This is a genomic window from Nocardioides panacisoli, from assembly GCF_019448235.1.
Lineage (GTDB): Bacteria > Actinomycetota > Actinomycetes > Propionibacteriales > Nocardioidaceae > Nocardioides > Nocardioides panacisoli_A.
This window is the reverse complement of record NZ_CP080409.1, coordinates 62,029-80,414: the sequence shown is the minus strand read 5'-3', so window position 1 is coordinate 80,414 and position 18,386 is coordinate 62,029. Positions and strand designations below refer to the sequence as shown.

At 64.4% G+C, this 18,386-nt stretch carries 12 protein-coding genes; 4 read left to right on the top strand and 8 right to left on the bottom strand.

What is annotated here, in order from left to right; genetic code table 11:
• Nucleotides 1-20: 20 nt before the first annotated feature.
• From KUV85_RS00435 to KUV85_RS00410, 6 genes are all read right to left on the bottom strand, one after another.
• Nucleotides 21-1,250, bottom strand: a complete 1,230-nt coding sequence (locus KUV85_RS00435; protein ID WP_219961255.1) for an ATP-binding protein — start codon at nucleotides 1,248-1,250, stop codon at nucleotides 21-23.
• Nucleotides 1,247-1,576: a M48 family metallopeptidase gene (locus tag KUV85_RS00430; RefSeq protein WP_237690170.1), complete on the bottom strand. Its 330-nt coding sequence runs from the start codon at nucleotides 1,574-1,576 to the stop codon at nucleotides 1,247-1,249. Before KUV85_RS00430 ends, KUV85_RS00435 begins: the two co-directional genes overlap by 4 nt.
• Entirely contained in the window at nucleotides 1,576-4,521 is a 2,946-nt protein-coding gene (locus KUV85_RS00425; RefSeq protein ID WP_219961253.1) for a type I restriction endonuclease subunit R, read from the bottom strand. The genes KUV85_RS00430 and KUV85_RS00425 overlap by 1 nt, the downstream gene beginning before the upstream one ends.
• Nucleotides 4,518-5,807 carry a restriction endonuclease subunit S gene (locus KUV85_RS00420; RefSeq protein ID WP_219961252.1) on the bottom strand — a complete coding sequence of 430 codons (1,290 nt, stop codon included), beginning with the start codon at nucleotides 5,805-5,807 and terminating at the stop codon, nucleotides 4,518-4,520. Before KUV85_RS00420 ends, KUV85_RS00425 begins: the two co-directional genes overlap by 4 nt.
• Complete coding sequence (locus KUV85_RS00415) at nucleotides 5,804-7,783, bottom strand: N-6 DNA methylase (RefSeq protein ID WP_219961251.1); 1,980 nt, start codon at nucleotides 7,781-7,783, stop codon at nucleotides 5,804-5,806. Before KUV85_RS00415 ends, KUV85_RS00420 begins: the two co-directional genes overlap by 4 nt.
• Before the next feature lie 118 nt (nucleotides 7,784-7,901).
• Nucleotides 7,902-8,363 carry a hypothetical protein gene (locus KUV85_RS00410; protein WP_219961250.1) on the bottom strand — a complete coding sequence of 154 codons (462 nt, stop codon included), beginning with the start codon at nucleotides 8,361-8,363 and terminating at the stop codon, nucleotides 7,902-7,904.
• 68 nt (nucleotides 8,364-8,431) lie between these two features.
• Here KUV85_RS00410 and KUV85_RS00405 point away from each other — a divergent pair, with 68 nt between their 5' ends.
• The 4 genes from KUV85_RS00405 (at nucleotide 8,432) to KUV85_RS00390 (ending at nucleotide 14,481) form a co-directional block, all read left to right on the top strand.
• Complete coding sequence (locus KUV85_RS00405) at nucleotides 8,432-8,770, top strand: hypothetical protein (RefSeq protein WP_219961249.1); 339 nt, start codon at nucleotides 8,432-8,434, stop codon at nucleotides 8,768-8,770.
• An 87-nt stretch (nucleotides 8,771-8,857) separates the two neighbouring features.
• On the top strand, nucleotides 8,858-9,571 hold the full coding sequence (locus KUV85_RS00400) for a hypothetical protein (protein WP_219961248.1): 714 nt from the start codon (nucleotides 8,858-8,860) through the stop codon (nucleotides 9,569-9,571).
• On the top strand, nucleotides 9,558-9,881 hold the full coding sequence (locus tag KUV85_RS00395) for a hypothetical protein (RefSeq protein WP_219961247.1): 324 nt from the start codon (nucleotides 9,558-9,560) through the stop codon (nucleotides 9,879-9,881). The genes KUV85_RS00400 and KUV85_RS00395 overlap by 14 nt, the downstream gene beginning before the upstream one ends.
• 13 nt (nucleotides 9,882-9,894) lie before the next feature.
• Entirely contained in the window at nucleotides 9,895-14,481 is a 4,587-nt protein-coding gene (locus KUV85_RS00390; protein ID WP_219961246.1) for a sacsin N-terminal ATP-binding-like domain-containing protein, read from the top strand.
• 32 nt (nucleotides 14,482-14,513) lie between these two features.
• Here KUV85_RS00390 and KUV85_RS00385 read toward each other — a convergent pair whose 3' ends face one another.
• Entirely contained in the window at nucleotides 14,514-17,459 is a 2,946-nt protein-coding gene (locus KUV85_RS00385) for a DEAD/DEAH box helicase (RefSeq protein ID WP_219961245.1), read from the bottom strand.
• 74 nt (nucleotides 17,460-17,533) lie between these two features.
• On the bottom strand, nucleotides 17,534-18,226 hold the full coding sequence (locus KUV85_RS00380) for a hypothetical protein (RefSeq protein ID WP_219961244.1): 693 nt from the start codon (nucleotides 18,224-18,226) through the stop codon (nucleotides 17,534-17,536).
• Nucleotides 18,227-18,386: the final 160 nt, after the last annotated feature.

Sequence of the window (18,386 nt, the reverse complement as noted above, 5' to 3'; positions counted from 1 at the left end):
GGAGCCGACGCCACCAACTATTACGAGCCACTCGTGACTCTCTTCGCCTCACGCATCGGCCGCCGGGCGACACGTTCGAAAGCCTGCGCGACGTCTTCATCAACAATGGCCATGCGACCATCGGCCGCTGCCAAGAGGGCAGCCTCCGTCCAGAGCGACGCAAGTCCTGCCGCTGACCAGCCGTCGCTCGCGGCGGCCACAGACTCCAGCGGCAGCGTCCCTTCGGTCTTCATCTGGCCCGCGCCAAGTTGCAGGATCTCTAGCCGATCTTCAGCGGTCGGCATCCCGAAAGCGATTTCCCAGTCGAACCGGCCGGGTCGAAGGAGCGCTTCGTCAACACTCTCGATCCGGTTCGTGGCCGCGATGACGATGAGATTCGAGCCGCTCTGATCGAAGCCGTCGAGCTCCGTCAGCAGTTGCGCAACGAGTCGCCTGGACGCCTCGTGAGATTCCTCCGTGCGGCGCTCGGCGATGCTGTCGATCTCGTCGAAGAAGATGATCGCGCTCTCCTTCTTCGCTGCAGACCGGAAGATCCGGCGAATCGCCTCCTCGCTGTCGCCGACCCACTTGCTGACGATGGACGGCCCGCTGATCAGGTAGAACGAGGCTCCGGACTCGTGTGCGATGACCCGTGCGAGGTGCGTCTTTCCGGTCCCAGGAGGACCGGTGAAGATGATGCCCTTCACAGGCCGGGCACCCAGAGCCGACAAACGCTCGCGGTTCTTCAATTGGGTCTCGATCAACTCAACTGCGCGCTGCCGAACGTCGTGGTAGCCGGCGAACGAGGCGAATGTCGGACCATCGGCGCCGGAAGTGACGAGGTACTCGTCAATGCTGTCGTCTCCGACGCCCTCATCCCTGTACCGGACCGGACCCGGTTCAAGTACCCGGAGCACGCCGTCGACCTCGCTGAACTGGACCGTGTTTCCGACGGCGACCTCGACAGACGGATGACCGGGGACGAACCGAATCCCAGCCCCGTACTCGATCAGTAGTCCGTCGTCGAGAATCTTCCGGATAATTGCCACCTCGGGAATCTCGGGCCAGGCACTGGCAGGAACTACCTCCCAACTGTCCTCGCTCACGAAGACAACAGATCCCCGACGAATATCGGCCAGCTGTCCCAGCGAGAATCGGGCAGTGCCGCCGTTCGATGTACGGCCGAGGAACGCCTCGCCCCCATCGAGCACCTCAAGCACCTTGATCAGATGCCCGTCGGAACGCCCCTCGACGTTCCCCGCTTCACTCACTTGCGCACCTCCCGTACGGGACTTGATGCCTCCAACTCCCGCCAGTCGGGCACGAGGGCGGTCATCATGGCCCTGAACGCTTTGCCGTGGGAGCGGTAGCGCAGGTGGAGCAACTCGTGGGCGACGACGTAGTCCTGGAACTCCTCGGGCATGTCGACGAGATCTCCAGCCAGAGTGACCACGCCGTCAGGGGCGCAGGAACCCCACTTGTTCTCCAGCTCAGCGATCACGACTCGGGTGGGGTTCACGCGGATCTTCGCCGCCCAGGCCATCGCCTTGCGGGTGAGTACCTGGTCAGCGGTCAGGCTCATCTTGGGGCGTGCCATCAGACCTTTTCCAGCACGTTCATGACGTTCTCGATAATCTCGTTGCACGCCTTCGCGGGTACCTTGTTGTCCAGCAGCGGCTTGTAGAGGCCGCTTCGAAGACGCCGACGCTCGTCGGCATTCAGCTTCCAGTGCGGGAGCTGGTCGACCGCAACATCGATGTTTGTCGCGATCCACTGGATGTCCACCTTCAAGCCCTCCAGCGCCGGCTCCTTGATCAGTGCCGCGTAGATGCCGAAGGCACGATCAGACAGCCCAGCCTGCTTTGCGAACTCACGCAACCGATCCTTCTCCTCGGCGATTGCCCTCAGTTCGTCGAGAGCAGCGAGCCCGTTGACCCTGCGCTCTTCGAGGTTCTCGATGACGCGATCCGCCTTCTCCTTGATGCTCTGGAGCGCGACAGCCGCGGCGGTGTTGTCCTCCATCTCCTGCCGCAGTCCACGCAGGAGGTTGTAGACCTTTTCCTCCGGTGGTCCGTCGTCCTCGCTGATGGCCTCGAGTGTCTGCACGTCGAAGGTGGCAACTTTGGTAAAGCGCCCGAGACCTTCCTGGGTCGCGCTCTCCGCGATCAACCGCTTGGTCTTGTGCTCAAGGTCCGCGGTGAAGCCGCCCGCGTCGGAGTATGCGTTTCGCACAGCGGCGTACAGCACGGAGAGCCGCTTGTATGTTGCGATGTGATCGCGCAGCTCTGCCGACGGCGACAGGATCTCCCACAGTGCCTCGATGTCGCGGTACGCGTCGAAGAATTCCTTCCGAGCGTCCTCCGTCAGGAACTTGCCGTATACGAGGCTCTCCAATTGCTCGTCGGCTCCCTGACCGCCCTCGACCTGGAGGTACTCGGTCGAGGCCGCGTCGATCTTGACGAGCAGATCGGCCAGCAGCACGTCGAGGTCTTCGAGCGCGCCCTCGACGTCGGATGAGTCGAAGCGCAACGCCTTATGGAGCTCTTTGAGGATGCCGACGAAGTCCACCACCAAGCCGACCTTCTTCTGGACTCCCTCGCTGTCGACGTAGGGGCGGTTCACGCGCGCGAGCGCCTGGAGCAGCACGTGGTCGCGCATCGGCTTGTCGAGGTACATCGAGTACAGCACCGGCGCGTCATATCCGGTCAGCAGCTTGTCGGTGACAATCAGGATCTTTGGATGCTGGTCAGCCTTCTTGAACTGGCGGCGCACCTCTTTCTCCCGGTCATCCGAGAGCTGGAGATCGTGGACATCCGGCCGCTCGACGACGTCGTTAGCATTCTTGCTGTAGACGACCTCGGACCATTCGGTCGGCAGCAGCTCGTCGAGCGCGCGCTTGTACTTGGCGCATGTTTCCCGGTCGACAGCGACTAGGAACGCCTTGTATCCGAGCGGATCGACGTTCTCCTTGAAGTGGTTGGCAACGAACTCGGCCACCTGCTTCACACGGGCGTCAGCTCCGAGAAAGGTGCGCAGGCCGACGGCGCGCTGGAGCACCTTGTTGAGTTCCTCGATGTCGGTGACGTCCTCGTCATCAGCGAGGGCGTAGAACTGCTCGTCAAGGTCCTCGGGCTCCATCGACATCGTCGACGGAGCAAGCCTGTACTTGATCGGCAACGTCGTCTCGTCCTCGATTGACTCGATGATCGAGTACTTGTGCAGATAGCCCTGCTCATCTTGTGCTCCGAAGATCTGGAACGACCCGGCCCCACCGCCCTGCGACCCTCCAACTGGCGTCCCGGTGAAGCCGATGATCGTGGAGTTCGGCACAGCGGCCATCAGGTAGGAGCCGAGGTCGGCAGCGACCGATCGGTGAGCTTCGTCGATGAAGACGAAGATGTTGTCCCGGTCAGAGCTGTCCTTCCGGATCGTCTCGAACTTGTGGATCATCGAGACCACGAGCCCTCGGAAGTCTGAATCGAAGATGTCCTGGAGGTCATCCCGGCTGTTGGCACGCCGGACCGGGATGTCGTTCGCCTGCATCTCACCAAGGAGCCTGTCAACCCACTCCTTCAGCTGACCCTCCAACTCAGTGCGGTCGACGACAAGGACGACGGTCGCGTTCTTGAAGCGGTCCTTCTGACTCAGGATCAACTGGGCTGCGGTCAGCAAAGTGAAGGTCTTGCCCGAGCCCTGGGTGTGCCAGATCAACCCACGGTTCCTCGAGGAGTCGGCGCAGCGTTCGACAACGGCGTCGACAGCCCCCCGCTGGTGCTCGCGGAGGACGGACTTCCGCGTCTCGCCGTCCTCGACGTAGAAAAGCACCCACTCGCGAAGCGTGCGCAGGAAGTCGCGTGGCTCGAAGAACGCCTGCACCGCGTCGCGGTAGGACTCATCGCTGGTGTGCTTCCACTTGAAGAGCATGCGGCGATTGACGTTCCAAGTGACGCCGTACCAGTAGTCGATCAGGTGCGTCTCGTTGTGGAGTTGTGCCTGGGTGACAAGCTCGGGCGTCTCCTTCTCGTAGCGCCGAAGCTGGGTAACCGCCTTCGTCAGGGCGTCGCGATCCTTCGGGTTCTTGTGCTCGACGATGGTCACCGGGATGCCATTGACGACGAACATGACATCGGCGCGGTTGCCCTTGGCGCGTGCCGGCGGCTCGATCTTCCACTCCCAGGTGACCTGCAGCGCGTTCCGGTCTGGGAAGGCGTAGGCGACGACCTGCACTGGTCGCTGCCGCTGCTCATTCTCGTCGCGCCACTGTCGCTCTCCGCGCAGCCACCGCAACACTTCGCGATTGCCCTCGATCGTGGCCGGGAGCGCCTCGATACTCTCGACGATCGCACGGGCCTGATCCTCGGTCAACCAGGAGTTGAACTCGCGCAGCTTGTCCTCCAGCACCTCGGGAAACAGCATGTTCGCCCGGCCGCGCCGCATGCCCTCGGCTTCCTCGGGCGTGAGCTGCTCCCAACCGACAGCCGAGGCGTGCTTCACCATCGGGAACTGCACCGACTTGGCCTCGGAGATCTTGATCTGGGTCATGCAGCGCTCCCTTCGAACGTCGGCAGCGCACTCAGGTCGAGGTCGTCGACCGAGACCTCGCCGGTCATCACCTTGTGCAACAGCGACTTGAAGAGCTGGTCGAGTACCTCGCGCTTGCGACGATGCAAGTCGATCTTGCGATCGAGGGCGTCGAGCACGTCCACGATCTCCTGCTGCTCCTCAAGTGTCGACGGCAGCGGAAGTGGCAGCGCGTCGATCGTTCCGGTGTTGAGGTTGTACTTGCCGTCCGAGGCCGGCGTCGCTCGCCCCGCGACCAGTGACGTCCCGAGCGTCGAACCATAGAAGTACGCGACAAACTTCGGTAGCGCTCTAGCCTTCAGCCGTGCGCGGATCAGGTAGGACGCGAACAGTGCAGACTCCGGAGCGCCGGCGTAGACCGCACAGGAGCCGAGGCGGTCGATGACGCCATTCGTCCGAATGAACAACAGGTCGCCGTTCTCAAGCAGGTACTTCTTCGCCTGCGCCTCAGGGAGGTCGCAGTACTTGAGCTCGGAGTCGTTCACACGACCCGGTTCGATGTTCGGAATTCTGAGGACTGGGTATTCCTTGGGGTCCAAGGTGCAGTGGACCGATGTTCCGTACTGGAGGAACTCGCGGACCTCGCCGAGTTCGACAAGCTCCCAGCTCCCGGGGATCGGCCCGACTTCGGTCTCCTTCTGCGACTCCCCCCGCAGCCCCCGCGAGAACAACTGGCGCATAGCCGCGGTCTTCAACTGTTCGGTTGTCGCGATCAGCCGCGCGTTGAGTCGTCGCGCCCTCTGGACGTGCCGCAGAGCGTCGGCGATTGCGACCTGCTCAGGGAGCGGCGGGTGCGGGACGTCCAAGGCCTTGAGGCGGCCCGAGGACAGGTTGGGAATCGTGGTCTTGTTGCCGGCGCCCCCGAAAATGCCCAACTGCGTGAAGGCCGCCTGGAGAAAGTAGACGTAGAATCGGGGATCGACGTCATCGACCTTCGGGCGGAGACGGTGCAGGTGATTCTGGAAGGACATGGGTTCCTGCCCGCCTTCCCAGACGGCAGCACGACCGATTTCGCCCCCCTCGCACACGAGCAGGTCCCCAACCTTCAAACTCTTCTCGATCAACTCGCGCTCAGGAATCGCCATCTGATCGACGACGGCAACATCGATCTCGTCCCACAGAACATTCGAAGTACGAAGGAACGGCACCTTGTTCTCGCCGGCTCGCGCTGCCGCCGACATGGTCTTGCCTGCACCTACCGCGAAGAGTTCCCCCAAGGGCTTCGTCGCCCAGTCGGTCGCGCTCACAGCTTCACCAGCATGTTCGCGAGCGCCTCATCGATCTGTCGCGCAGCGCTGTCCAACTCGACAAGTTCGCTCAGCAGCTCCGGGACGGTGCGGTGATCCAGAGCACTTGCCTGCTGAATCCAGCGACTCGGGCTGAGGTTGTAGTCCGCATCTGCGGCCTGCTGGAGGTCGATTACTGCGACCTCGCCCTCTACAGGCTCGCCCGTGTTGAAGAGCCTCGCGAGATCGGCGACGTCCTCTTCAGCGAGGTGATTCTTGGGCTTGCCCTTCGTGAAGCGCTTGCTGGCATTGACGAGCGTGATCTGGCCCTTCTTGGACTCGGGCTTGCGCTTGTTGAGCACCACGATCACGCCCGCGGCCATGGTGTTGTAGAACAGGTTGTCCGGCATGAGGATGACGCCCTCGATGAGGTCCTGGTCGACGAACCACTTGCGGATGTTGCGTTCCTTGTCCTGGTTCCTGGAGCCGGAGCCGCGGGTGACAGCGCCGGTGTCGAGAACCACGGCGGCACGCCCTCCGTCCTTGAGGACTGTCGACGTGTGCTGGACCCACGCCCAGTCACCCTTGCCCGAAGTCGCTCCGCCATGCCTGATGAAGCGGTCGTACGGGTCGTCCTCGAAGATGCTGGCCCCAAAGGGCTGGTTCCACATCGGATTGGCGACAACGAGGTCGAACTGGTCGAGTGAGCCAGACGGGGTACGGAACTTCGGATTGATCATGGTGTCGCCACGCCGGAGGTCGATGTCCATGTCGTGGATGATCGCGTTCATCCGCGCGACCGCGTAGCTCTCGGCCTGAAGTTCCTGCCCGTAGAGCTTCAGGGGAACCTTCGCGGTCGGATCAAGCTCGTTGGCAACGAGTTGGAGTTTGATGAGAAGGCCGGCCGATCCACAGGCGTAGTCGTGGCACGCCTGGCCGGGCTTCGGGCGCAAGATCCGGGCCATGAGGAAGCCCACCTCGGTCGGCGTGAAGAACTCGCCGGCGCTCTGGCCGGAACCCTCGGCGAACTTGCGGAGGAGGTACTCGTATGCGCGACCGAGGAAGTCGGGTTGCACATCAGCGAGGCCGAGGCGGTAGCGCGGGTCCGAGAAGGTCTCGACGACACCGTTGAGTTTGCCGGGGTTGATGTCTCGCTCGCCGTTGCGCTCGGCCGCGAAGTCGACGACGTCGATGACGCCAGCCAAGGTCGGGTTGTAGCGGACGACTGCACGCACCGCCTTGGTCAGGTGCTCGCCGACGTCGCGGGGGCGGGTCGAGCGACCACGCTCGTCGTCTGGCCAGTCATATTGGGCCCGGCCGCTGATGACTGCCCACCGAGCTTCGGGCGGGAGGTAGAAGCGGAGGAGACTGTGATCGTTGTCGGCGATCTCGATCGCAACCTCGCGGTCGCCGTACTCCTCGGCGAGGCGGTCGATCTCGTCATCGAAAACGTCGGATAGGCGCTTCAGGAACAGCAGCGGGAGCAGGTAGTCCCTGAACTTCGGCGCATCCCTCTCGCCACGGATCGAGCAGGCCGCGTCCCAGAGCATCTGCTCCATCGGCTTGGTGGTCGGCGTCGCCGACTTGGCCTGACGGCCACGACGACGGGTCACAACCGCGCCGCCGACGACCGGAGCATCGCCGAGGTCGACGCCGGCCTCTTCGGCCAGTGCAGTGATCTTGGCCAGTTGGGCCCTCTGTGGCTTGTTCGCTCCGCCCTCCCACCTGTTGACCGTGGCGAACGAGACACCGAGGCGCTCGGCCAGCTCAGCCTGAGTCAGGTCGAGCGCAGCACGGATCGCCTGGAGGGTTGAGGGGACGGTCGCAGTGTCTGTCATGTTTGTTATGTTTGCATAGTGATCTAGCAAAATCAACCACACGGAGAGTGATCTGAAGTTCAAGATCAACGAGGCGGCTCTGAAGGCGGCCATCGCGCCAGCCGTGAAGAACATCGCAGAAGACAGGACCCGGATCGGCTCGTCCCCGACGAGGGTCATGACCTGGACGTCACCAAGCGAACCATCGTCGCCCTGTTCGAGCGGGACGGCGGGAGCATCTCCGCACGCCACCTGACGAAGTACGCCGAGAGGGTCCGGCGCGGTCAGCGCATAGTATTCAAGACCGAGGCTGAACGACCGCGGCGACGACTCTCGACATCGGCTCGGAGAGCCTAGTCCGCCAAGCGGGACGGGTCGCGGTTGATACCCAGGTCAGGCACGCTCCGGACAACCGTGATCGGCCAACCGTTCCGTCAGTGCATGAGGTGCATGACGAATTGGCGGTGTTGTCAGCGCGCACGGCCGGTAAACGCCGATCGAGGCTCATCGGCACAGAGACGCCGGCGCGCACCTTAGCGATGATCTTGACGACCTTTGGGTCGTCGATCGCAACAGGCTCGGCGCCCTCGCCGTCGAGCGCTGCCCAGAGCAGGTCACGCCAGCTCGCCATCACGCTCCGGCGTCCAAGCATCGACGCCTTCGACGCTCGGCCGTCGGTGTCGAGGCGGACGACGACGTAGTCCGCGTAGTCGCCGCCGGTGCTGCGGGCAACCTGCCCGATCGCGATGCGCCCGAGCATCTCCGATCCGGTCGCGTCCCCGCGTGGCCACAGTTGGGCGTTAAGCACGAGCACCTGAGAATGATCCCGTGCGCGATGACCTGACCGACCGCGCGATGCGTGATCGCGCGTTCGCGGTAGCCGTGTCTCTGATCGCCGCGCTGGAAGGCATCGCCTCGCCTGGCTGCGCCCTGGTGTTGCCGTGTCTGGGAATCGCACGCGCCGAGCTCGTCGATTACGGGCAACGGCGAATCCCGCGATTCGTGCGATTCCACGTCGCCGATCGCGACACCGGACTCGCCGACCTCGACGGCCGATTGGACGCCCTCCTTGGCGATTCGGAGGACCTGCAGCACACAGCCTGCGGATCGAGGCGGCACGCCGCTGGGTGCGTCGCGCGATCGAAGCCAGGCGGCGATCCCGGATGACCCCCGCCGATCTCTAGCACCGCCGCGAGCCTCGCAACAACCACCGCTGCGGACCGGACCGGCGGAATCAACGCCGGAGGCCGACTGGTGAGCGGCCGTTACCAAATCGTGACCGCCCAAGTGCGCTTGGTGAGCGGTTTGGTGAGCGAACTGGTGAGCGCCCCGGGCTTCGGTGCTGCCATCGACCACCGGAAAGGACTCGCCATGGACAACCCAGCGACACAGGCGGCACGTCGATGCCCGGTCTGCGACTCACCCCTCAAGCAGCGCAAGCGCGGCCGACCACGTACCTACTGCAGCGACTCGTGCAAGCAGGCCGCCTACGAGGAGCGGCACGACGTCGACCCTTGGATCGAGCGCGAACGGGCCTCGGCCAAGTCCGCCGACGACCTGTCAGCTCCATCGCCACACCACGCGGCTCCCGTCCTGTCTTTCGAGCTAGAACGTGAGCTTGCCGGCAAGGCGCAGCGCGACCGCCGGACGACGTACACATCCAAGGACGTCCTGCGAAAGTTCTGTAGAGCCAACCCGTCGTACTGCGTTGAGGTTGTCGTCGCCGACCCGACGCTCTGTGCCGCCGTACTCGGCCATCTGAGCGACCTCATCCGCGAGTTGAAGTACCCGACAGAGGATCCCGGATGGGCTGTCTGCTATCAGGCCATCCTCGAACTGCGAAGCGGGGTCGACGTCATCACTGGCGCCACCCCGGTCGGCCCGGTGCCCACCACGCCGAGTTACAACCAGGGCGACCCGGATCAAGAGCCACAGGACCCGCTCGAGGTGGATCATGAGCCGCATTGATGACCGAAATGTTCGAAGCCTCGACCCCGGCGTCGATCCGCGGCACGTGTTCCTCCACGCGCGCGACGTGATGGCGCGCTACGGGTGGGGCAAGACGAAAGGCTACCAGAACCTCAAGGACCGCGACCTCATCCCGCCGCCCGTGATGACGCACCCCGATCGGTGGCGCCTTGACCACCTACTGTCCTGGGAGGACAAGCGCATGGAACTCGCCAATGCGGCTCTCGAAGCTCTCGTTCGCCTGGACAGCGAAGGAACCTCCCTGAGCCAGATGCTGCCGCAAGCCAAGCGACGGCGTCGGTCCGCCTGAGTAGATTGCCGACGTGGGCGAAGACACGTGGTGGTTCAGCGAGGCAGAGGCAGCTGACGCTGCCCGCGAGGTTGTCCACCATGATCCCGACACCCCTTGGGATCGCATGCCTGCGCCGGTCGACGCAGCGGCCGCGTCGGCCAGCCTCACTGCGCTGGCAGCCGAGTTCCAGAAGCTCCCTCCCAGCATCCGTGGTGCTCTGGGGCGCGCATCGGGCAACGCTGCCCAACTGTCGGATGACCGCCTCCAAGGGCTCGCTGAGCTGCTGCAGAACGCAGACGACGAGGGCGCGGACAGTGCCTACTTCCTGGTCGACAACGACAGACTGCTTTTGGGCCACAACGGCAACGACTTCACGCTGCCAGACGTCTGGGGCCTCACGATCCCCTGGCTGAGCGAGAAGACCAGCAAGGCCGAGAAGCTGGGGCGATTCGGCATCGGGCTCAAGACTCTGCAGTCGCTCTCGGAGACCCTGGAGGGCCACAACGGGCACTTCCACATCCGTCTCGGGCGGAGCACCCTAAAGCCGGCGGAACACGACGACCGTTGGCCCAACAAGCCGGCGTCTGCGACGACCGTGTTCGTAGTGCCCTTCCAGCATGGCGCCACCACCCAGGACGAGGTGGCGCGATGGCTCCAGTCGTGGGGAGACGCGGGCTTGATCTTCCTTCGCACCCTTCAAGAGGTCACCCTGCTCGATCCGGACGGGCAAGCCGTGGCTCGGCTCGCCATCGATCGCACCGACGCGGAGACCCTGAACTTTGAAGGCGGCGAGGCAACCCGAATGACGGTCACCGCGGAGGACCGGTCCTGGGTGCTCTATACGCGCAACGCCAAGAGCCCGGTGGGCCACCGAGCCGGCAAGTCGCACCATGACACGACGCCGGTGTCCGTGGCGTTCGCGAGGTTCGTCGGGGATGAGGGGCATGCCCACGTCGGCCTGCCGGTGCGATCGGTCGGCCTGCCCTTCCGTTTTGCAGGACAGTTCGATCCACTCGCCAACCGCCGCGACCTCGCCGACAGTCAATGGAATCTTCACCTGGTAGAACTCGTGGCCGATCTCTGGCGGGACGCGATTCTCGACCAGTTTCGCTTGGATGCGAGCAACGCTTGGGCGTCTGTTCCGCTCGACGAGGAGTACGCGTCGAACGCGATGGCGACTGGGCAACTCAACGACGCCTTCAGCGAGTCTCTGATGACTCGAGCTCGTCTTGCGTTGGCGGAACGACTCCGACTCGTTGGCGACGAAGGCAGCGCCCACCCGTTGCGAGATCTCGCCTTCGAGACACCCGCCCTCACCAACATCCTGACTGACAACGACATCCGCGGACTCGCTGGCGCGGCCGATGTCGTCGTTGTCGCGAACCGGTCGCACGACGGCAGGTGGCGTGACGTCATCGCCGAGCTCGACAACCTCGGGGCCGAGACGCCGGTCGTTGTCGACGTGGCCAGCGCCGTTCAGCTACTGAACGCCGACGATCGAACGGTTGAGTTCATCGCCGATCTGACAGCCGCCGTTGTCGAAGTAGCTACGCGTGACGAGGAGGAAGACGAGGATCTGGAGGTGGAGCTCATCGACTCAAGTTGCCTCGTCCTCGATGACGGCCGACGCGTCAGCCCCGCGGATGCGTCGGACTTGGGCGTGCTCCTTCCCGAGGACGCCGCGCCACTTTGGTCAACGTTGGGGTTCGGCGCCCACCTGCATCCTGACTACACGGCACGTCCTGGGTGGCCGGGAGTGGCCGAGTGGCTGCTCAACAACGACACCCTGCGACGGACAGCCACCAACGACGACGCCCTACGTGTGCTGGCCGCGGCGGGGCGGATGGGCATCGAGCTGCCGGACCCCCTCAGCGACGATCAAGCCAACGCGCTGCGTGCGGCACTGGAGTCCGTCGACGAGTCGCTGCGCCCGGGGTTGGGCGTGGGGATCGGCCGTGCGATCCGCCTTGAAGCGACTGTGTACGGTACCGACGGCAAGCCGAAGCGCATCCATGCCCGGCCCGCAGACTCGTACTTAATCGAGCGGGAGAAGGGCACCTGGTCGAACGCCGCTAAGCGGACCCCCGACTTGGTCTGGCTCCACCGCCGCTACCTGAAGGACCTGCGCACCCCCGCAGGACGAGCCGGACTCGGCCCGCAAAAGCTGTTCCGGCTGCTCGGCGCAGAGAACGTACCTCGCTTGCAGGAGTTCCCCGACGACGACCTTCACTACAAGCAGTTCGTCTACTACGGGCGGGGCCTGTTGCGGGATGCGCCGGGCTCGCCTGCCCGCCGGAAGAGGCAGATGGACGAGGTCGGAGCTCAGTGCACCCGCAATGACCACGCTGCACCAGACCTGGACAAGGTGTTGGCGAGCATCGCAGCCGAAAGGAACGGTGCGCTGCGCCGCCAGAGGGCTACCGCGCTGCTCGGCTGTCTCGCGCGCAACTGGGACCGTCTGGAGCCGTACGCGAAGGTGTCTGCCGTCGTGCCGTACAACGGGTGGATCGACAAGGGCGAGGTCGACGCGTGGTGGATCAGCCAGGCGGCATCTGTCCCGTGGCTTGGAAACGGTCGCGGAAGACAAGCTGCCCCCGGTGAGCTACGCCTCAAGACCCAGGCGAACGAGGCCTTGCACGGCTCTGATCCCGCTCAGTATCTGGCAGATGCATACGACGATGCCGCGTCTCGCGACGTGCTTGCCGCTCTCGGAGTTGCGGGCAATCCGACCGTCGCGGCGCTGATCGCCCAGCTGATAGCGATTCGAGAAGCTCACCTCTCGGGGCAGTCGTTGACACCCGACACGACCGGCGACCGCCCCCTGGCCGTCACAGAGGCGGCCGACCTCGCAGCACCGCTATATCAGGCGCTCGCGGCCGAGGTCCGCGGCACAGGCGCTCGGCGGACTATCGGCAACAGACAGGCAAGCGGGGTGCGGGCCGACTTTGATCGCGGCCACGGATTGATCATCACAAGCCACGGCTGGCGACGAATCTCGGCAACCCGGTCGGGTCCCCCGATATTCGGAGACCTCGCGGCATTCGTCCCCGCAGTGGCCGGTGCCGAGCCGCTCTGGGCAGCGTTGGGAGTCCAGCCACCCGACGCGGACGACGCGAAGCGCGTGATCAAGAAGCTTGCAGGACGTCGGGTCATGGACGCTGACGAGCGGCAGATCATGCTCGAAGCGCTGCGGATTCTCGCCCGAACACCTGCCGAGAGCGTTGGCCGCCTACGCCGTCAACCGGTCTACGTTGGAACCGGATGGATGAGCAACCGCCCCGTCTACGCGGTTGAGAATCCGCTGCTGGCGGAAGCGCTCAAGACGAAGGTGCCCATCTGGCAGCCGGGTGGCCCGCTGACGCAACTCAAGCCTCTGATCGAGCCCCTCGCTCTCACGTCGATCGACGGCACTCAGGCGCGTGTGCTCGGTGAGGGTTCGGCGACATACGACCTGGATCTCACTGAGACCTTCAGGCGAGCAGTGCGCAACCTCCAAACAGATCTGACGGTCAGCGCACCGCGGACAGCGGAGACCATCAGCGTCACGTGGGAAGAACTCGCCGAGTTCCAAGTCGCAGTGCTCCCCGAGCTTCGAGTCCATGTGGCCATCCCCGACAGCGCCGGCCATCAGGTGCCGGTCCCCTCGTGGCTCGACGTCAGCCGTGGCACGCTCCTCGTCGAATCCCCCGAGGCGGCTCATCGACCACGCTGCGCTGGCTACGCACTCGCATCGCTCTTCGGCTCTAGCCCTCGAGAGATCGACCAAGCATGGGTGGTCGCATGGGCAGACGCGGAAATAGGCGCACAGGCCGAGCTTGTCGTTTCCGCAGCCGAGCGTGCGGCCGAAGAGAAGCTCCGACGGGAGAAGAGCCAGGCCGCCTTGATCTCCCTGCCCTCGTCGAACGAGGCAGGGCCTAGGAAGACGTCACGGAAGCAGAGGAATGGCGCTAAGGCCGTTAATGGCACGTCAGCGCCTCATCAAACCCCACAGCCGGCACGCACGCTCGTGGACACGGAAGCGCTGGTCCTCCGGACGGCTGGGAACCTCATCCTCGGCAGGCCCCGGGGTGACGAATCAGCGAACGCCGCAGGGGCAACCGGTTCCTCTTCCGGCGGCAAGTCGAAGCTGACAGAACCGAAGTATGACCAGCCCAAGCAGGCAAGGACGGGCGGCAGAGGTCCGCTAAACTACACGGCTCAGGAGCGCGAGAGCGCCGGACTGGATCTGCTCCGCATGGTGCTTGACAGCGACGGCCTCGCCCTGACCGACGTGCGTCACCAACCAAACGTCGGCGCCGACGCAGTCGACGACCGTGGGCGGTACTACGAGTTGAAGGTCCACCAAGGGCCGATCCCCGACACAGTGAAGCTGGAGAACAGCCAGATCGAGCGCGCAATGGCCGTGACGGATGACTATTTCCTGGTACTCGTTGGCAATGTCGAGGCGGGGCAGGGGAACCCGGAGGTCCGGATCATCCACGATCCGCTCCACCACCTGAAGGTTCAGCCCCAAGGCGCCGTCCACCTCACCGGAGTCTTGACTGCCGAGGTGGCTCGGTCGTGGACGTTCGAGCCCAGTGCCGACCCAGGCGACGAGGAGCCGAGCGACTCCGAATAGTTCTGCACGTCTTCGAGGCGATCGAAGCCGCACTACATCGGGCGGCCGCGCTCGAGCCGAGCCCCGGCACGATGGATCACACGCTGGGTCTCGTCGCGGACCTCGATCAGACGTGGCCCAACGAACGACAGGACTTGTTGGATGTGGCGGAAGTCGAATCCATCCGCCGGACGGAAGACGTACCAGACTTTCGTCGACTCATCGAACTGGAAGCCGAACTCGTCCTTTAGCCGCTGACGTACCTCGAAGCCGTCGTAGACGCGCACCTCGACCTGGGCGTCGGCGTCACTGACGGCAATCGGCAACGCTCGCCAGTCCACGGGCCGCGCCATGGCCATAACCGCGCCGAGGAAGCTTGAGGGGTCCTCGGAACTGACGAGGTAGCAGAGCGAGGACTCGGCGCGCGTCGTTGCGACGTAGAACAGCCTGCGGTCAGCATCGGTAAGGCTGTCGACGGTGTCACCGAAGACCTCGAAAAGCTCCACCGTCGGGTGGATCAGCGGGTATGACTTCTTGTCGGCGTCGGCGACGATCACGAAGTCCGACTCCCGCCCCTTGTACTTGTGGGATGTCGTGACCTCGAGCCGCTTGCCATCGTCCTCCGAGAAGTGCCCTCGGAGATGGGTGAGGTAGCCGTCCAGCTTCCGCACGAAGGCACCTTGGCCAGTGTTGGTGAACCAGGGAACGGTATTTCGTCTGAACAGGACTGCGACGGTGCCCTCCGTCTCGTTGAGGCCACTCTTGATCAAGCGGAGGAGTGCAGGTGTGCCGACGTCACCCTGGAAGACATGGCGCTCGGTGGGCGAGGGCTCGAAGTCGGTCAGCCGGGCGATGTGGATGCTGCCGGATCGCGATTGGAACGAGCGGGCAGGTTCGCCGAAGCCATCCATAACCGCGTTGCCCGCCGACACAATCCGACCACCGGAGCGGTAGTTGGTGACCAGTTGGTGGGTCACCGCTTTCGGGAAGTCAGTCTCGAAGTTCTCGAAGAACCGCAGGTCAGCTCCGGCGAACCCATTGATGGCCTGCCAGTCATCACCGACGCAGCAGAGCGAGGACCCAGGTGCCTGTACGCGGATCGCCTGAACGAAGTCCATAAACATCTCGGAGAAGTCTTGGAACTCGTCGACGTGGATGAATCGAAGATCGCGAAGGTCGCCGTGCTCCTTCCCGCCTGCCCGGGTCCAGGTGGCGCGCCCTCGGCGTACCTCTGCGGCGGCCCGCCACATGACGCCACTGAAGTCCTCGAAGCCGTCACGCCGAGCTCGGTTGAGGTATTCCTCGAGCACGTCGCCTGCCAACTCCAGGAACGCAACCACCCCGTCGCCGGGATCTTGTAGCGCATACATGCGCTGCCGGATGTCGTCAGGGCTGAGGTTGTGCTGCCGGGCCCGATTGACGAACCCACGCAAGGTCTTGCTGAAGGTGTCGATAGCTCTCTGGCGAACCCGCTCCCAGATCTCGTCCTCACTAAGCGAGCGATGCGGGATCTCGGCATGGTCCAGAGCCGCGAGCACCTGATCGCGGAATCCCTCCTCGCCGAGCGAAACGATCTGCGACGGATCGTACTCGAGGAACACCACGTCGCTCTGCTGCGCCCAGAACTCGCGCTTCGTGTCGGCGTTGCGCTGGTACTGGGGGTCGTCGGTGATTCCGAAGTACTCGATGACAACGCGGGGCTTCCAGTTGACCAGCACCGTGAAGTCGGGTCGGTAGTTGAAGCCTCCCCGGGTGAAGTTGCGCTCGTATTTGTACTCGACACCGTGCTCGAACAACGTGTTCGCAATCAGTCTCTCGCCGAATGACTTCACGTACTCGCCACCGAGCGTCACTCGCGTTACCTCGGCCCGGCTGGCGAAGAACTCCTCGCGACTCATGTGCAATCCGCGCTGCTGGATCCGCTTCCAGTCGTCGGTGAAGTGACCGAGCATGGCCCGCCGCACGTCGTCCTTCCGCTCGACGATCAGGTCGTTCACGACGGCTTGGACCTTCCTCGACTGGGCGAGCGATTCGGAGTCATCGAAGACAAGTTCCTCCTCTGGCCGTAGCAGCGCGTACGCGAGCGCATGGAAGGTGACGACGTGCGGCAGGCGAGCACCCTTCGGGAGCGCCTCCCCTAGGCGCTTGCTGATCTCCTCGACTGCTTTGCGATTGAAGGCAACCAACAGGATCCCGCCGGGATCGACCCGGCAGTGCAGCTGGAGGAACAAGGCCCGAGTGACAATGGTGCGGGTCTTCCCACTACCTGCCCGGGCAACGAGCCGTAGATCGTGTGAAGTTGTCGAGACGGCTCGGGCCTGTTGGATGTCGAACTTGTCATCGTGGAGGACTTCGCGAGCCCAGTTCTGAACGAACGCGGCCTTCCAGTCCTCGAAGTCGCTCCGCGCGACGTGCCCTCCTGTGTCCCACGAGTCGAACCAGGCATCAGCCCCGAGGAAGTCTCGCCGCAGCTCAGCGTCCGCTTCGCCGCGGTAGCGAGCAAGCACCCGAGCCCGTTCGGCTCGCCGTCGGGCTTCCGACTCGGCCTCAGCCGCGCGGCGCGCCTCTTCAGCCGCCAGCCGCTCGGCCTCGGCAGCCAGCCGCGCTGCCTCGAGCTCGGCCGCTATCCGTGCCCGTTCCTCGCGTTCCTCGGCCGCGCTCTGCGCCCTTGCGGCCGACGCCAGCAGCGCACGCGCCACCCGTACCCGATCTTCCGGTCGAGCCCAACGGCGCGCCGTCTCGCCGACGCCTGCTGTGGCACGGGGAGCGATCCCTGCTATCCCTGCCACAAGGTTCGCGTGTGCATGTGACGGTAGGTACTGCTTGAGCACGGAGTAGGCGCGTTTGCTCTTCTCCCCCAGCACCGAATCTGGCCTGGACGCGCCCCCGTTGATACGCGCCAATGCTCCGCGATCGCGCTCCATCCAGGCCTCGATGATGTGGATGACCGCCATCAAGACGCGCTTGTTGACGTCCTGGTCAGCGGCCGCGTCATCCACGACCAGCACGCTATCGAGGAGGCCAGACTCTTTGCCGGCCTTTGGCGGAGCAAGCTTCCGCTCGATCCCGCGCCCTAGTTGCGATTGGGTCGGCTCGAAACGACGCGGGCGATGGTCGACAGGTCCCCAACCCATTCCCCCGCCTCAGGAGCCACCCACGACGCGACCTCGATAGAGGCCTCAAGATCCTTCGTGAGGTTCCTCCGGTGGATCGGTTCGTGATGGGCGGCGCGGTTCCGAACCAACAGGAGGTTCTTCAGGTGCCGATCGACCTCCCGCTGCTGTTGCAGCTTGTCGGCCGGCCCCGCAGGGAACGCGCGATACAGCGCCGGCGTCCAGAGCGCCGTGAGGTATCGGGATGCCGTGAGGTAGCGCCAGAAGCCGAGGCTCAGCTCGGCAACCACCTTGCCGTGAATCTCGGGCTGGCTGCCGAAGCGAGTCGCGCGATCGCGCGCCCTGTGGATGTCGATGCGCCCTCGCTGGTCGAGTGGAGCGCGGTCGAACCACGACGGCCAACCTCTCGCGTCGCCCATTTCGACGAGCGCGCGGTCCATGGCGTTGCGTACGACGACCTCAACCATTCCTGTCGTATGCATGACGGCGGCAGAGGCCGCCATGTTCCACTCGTACAGCGCGAACGCGGCCGGTACGTCGCCGCCGCTCCACCGCAGGTACGAGCCGAGGCGTTCAGCCGAGAGCAGACGCGCCAGCGCCGCGTAGTCTCGGGCAGGCGCCGGGTCGCCCGAGCCTCCACCTGCGTTGGCCACACCCGACTCTTCCTGTATCCTCTTCCTCGAAGACCCCGGAACGATCACTGGCCCAGGCCACATCGCCGGGGTTTCGCCATTGCCGGGACTCTACGTCACGTCGGGGACAGATCAGCTCAGCGCCGGTGATACGAACTCTTGATACAAACTCGCCCGGACG

Coding starts and splice junctions, on each gene's coding strand:
- KUV85_RS00430 (WP_237690170.1), bottom strand. CDS start 1,576: ATGGCACGCCCCAAGATGAGCCTGACCGCTGACCAGGTACTCACCCGC.
- KUV85_RS00425 (WP_219961253.1), bottom strand. CDS start 4,521: ATGACCCAGATCAAGATCTCCGAGGCCAAGTCGGTGCAGTTCCCGATG.
- KUV85_RS00415 (WP_219961251.1), bottom strand. CDS start 7,783: ATGACCCTCGTCGGGGACGAGCCGATCCGGGTCCTGTCTTCTGCGATG.
- KUV85_RS00410 (WP_219961250.1), bottom strand. CDS start 8,363: ATGCTCGGGCGCATCGCGATCGGGCAGGTTGCCCGCAGCACCGGCGGC.
- KUV85_RS00395 (WP_219961247.1), top strand. CDS start 9,558: ATGAGCCGCATTGATGACCGAAATGTTCGAAGCCTCGACCCCGGCGTC.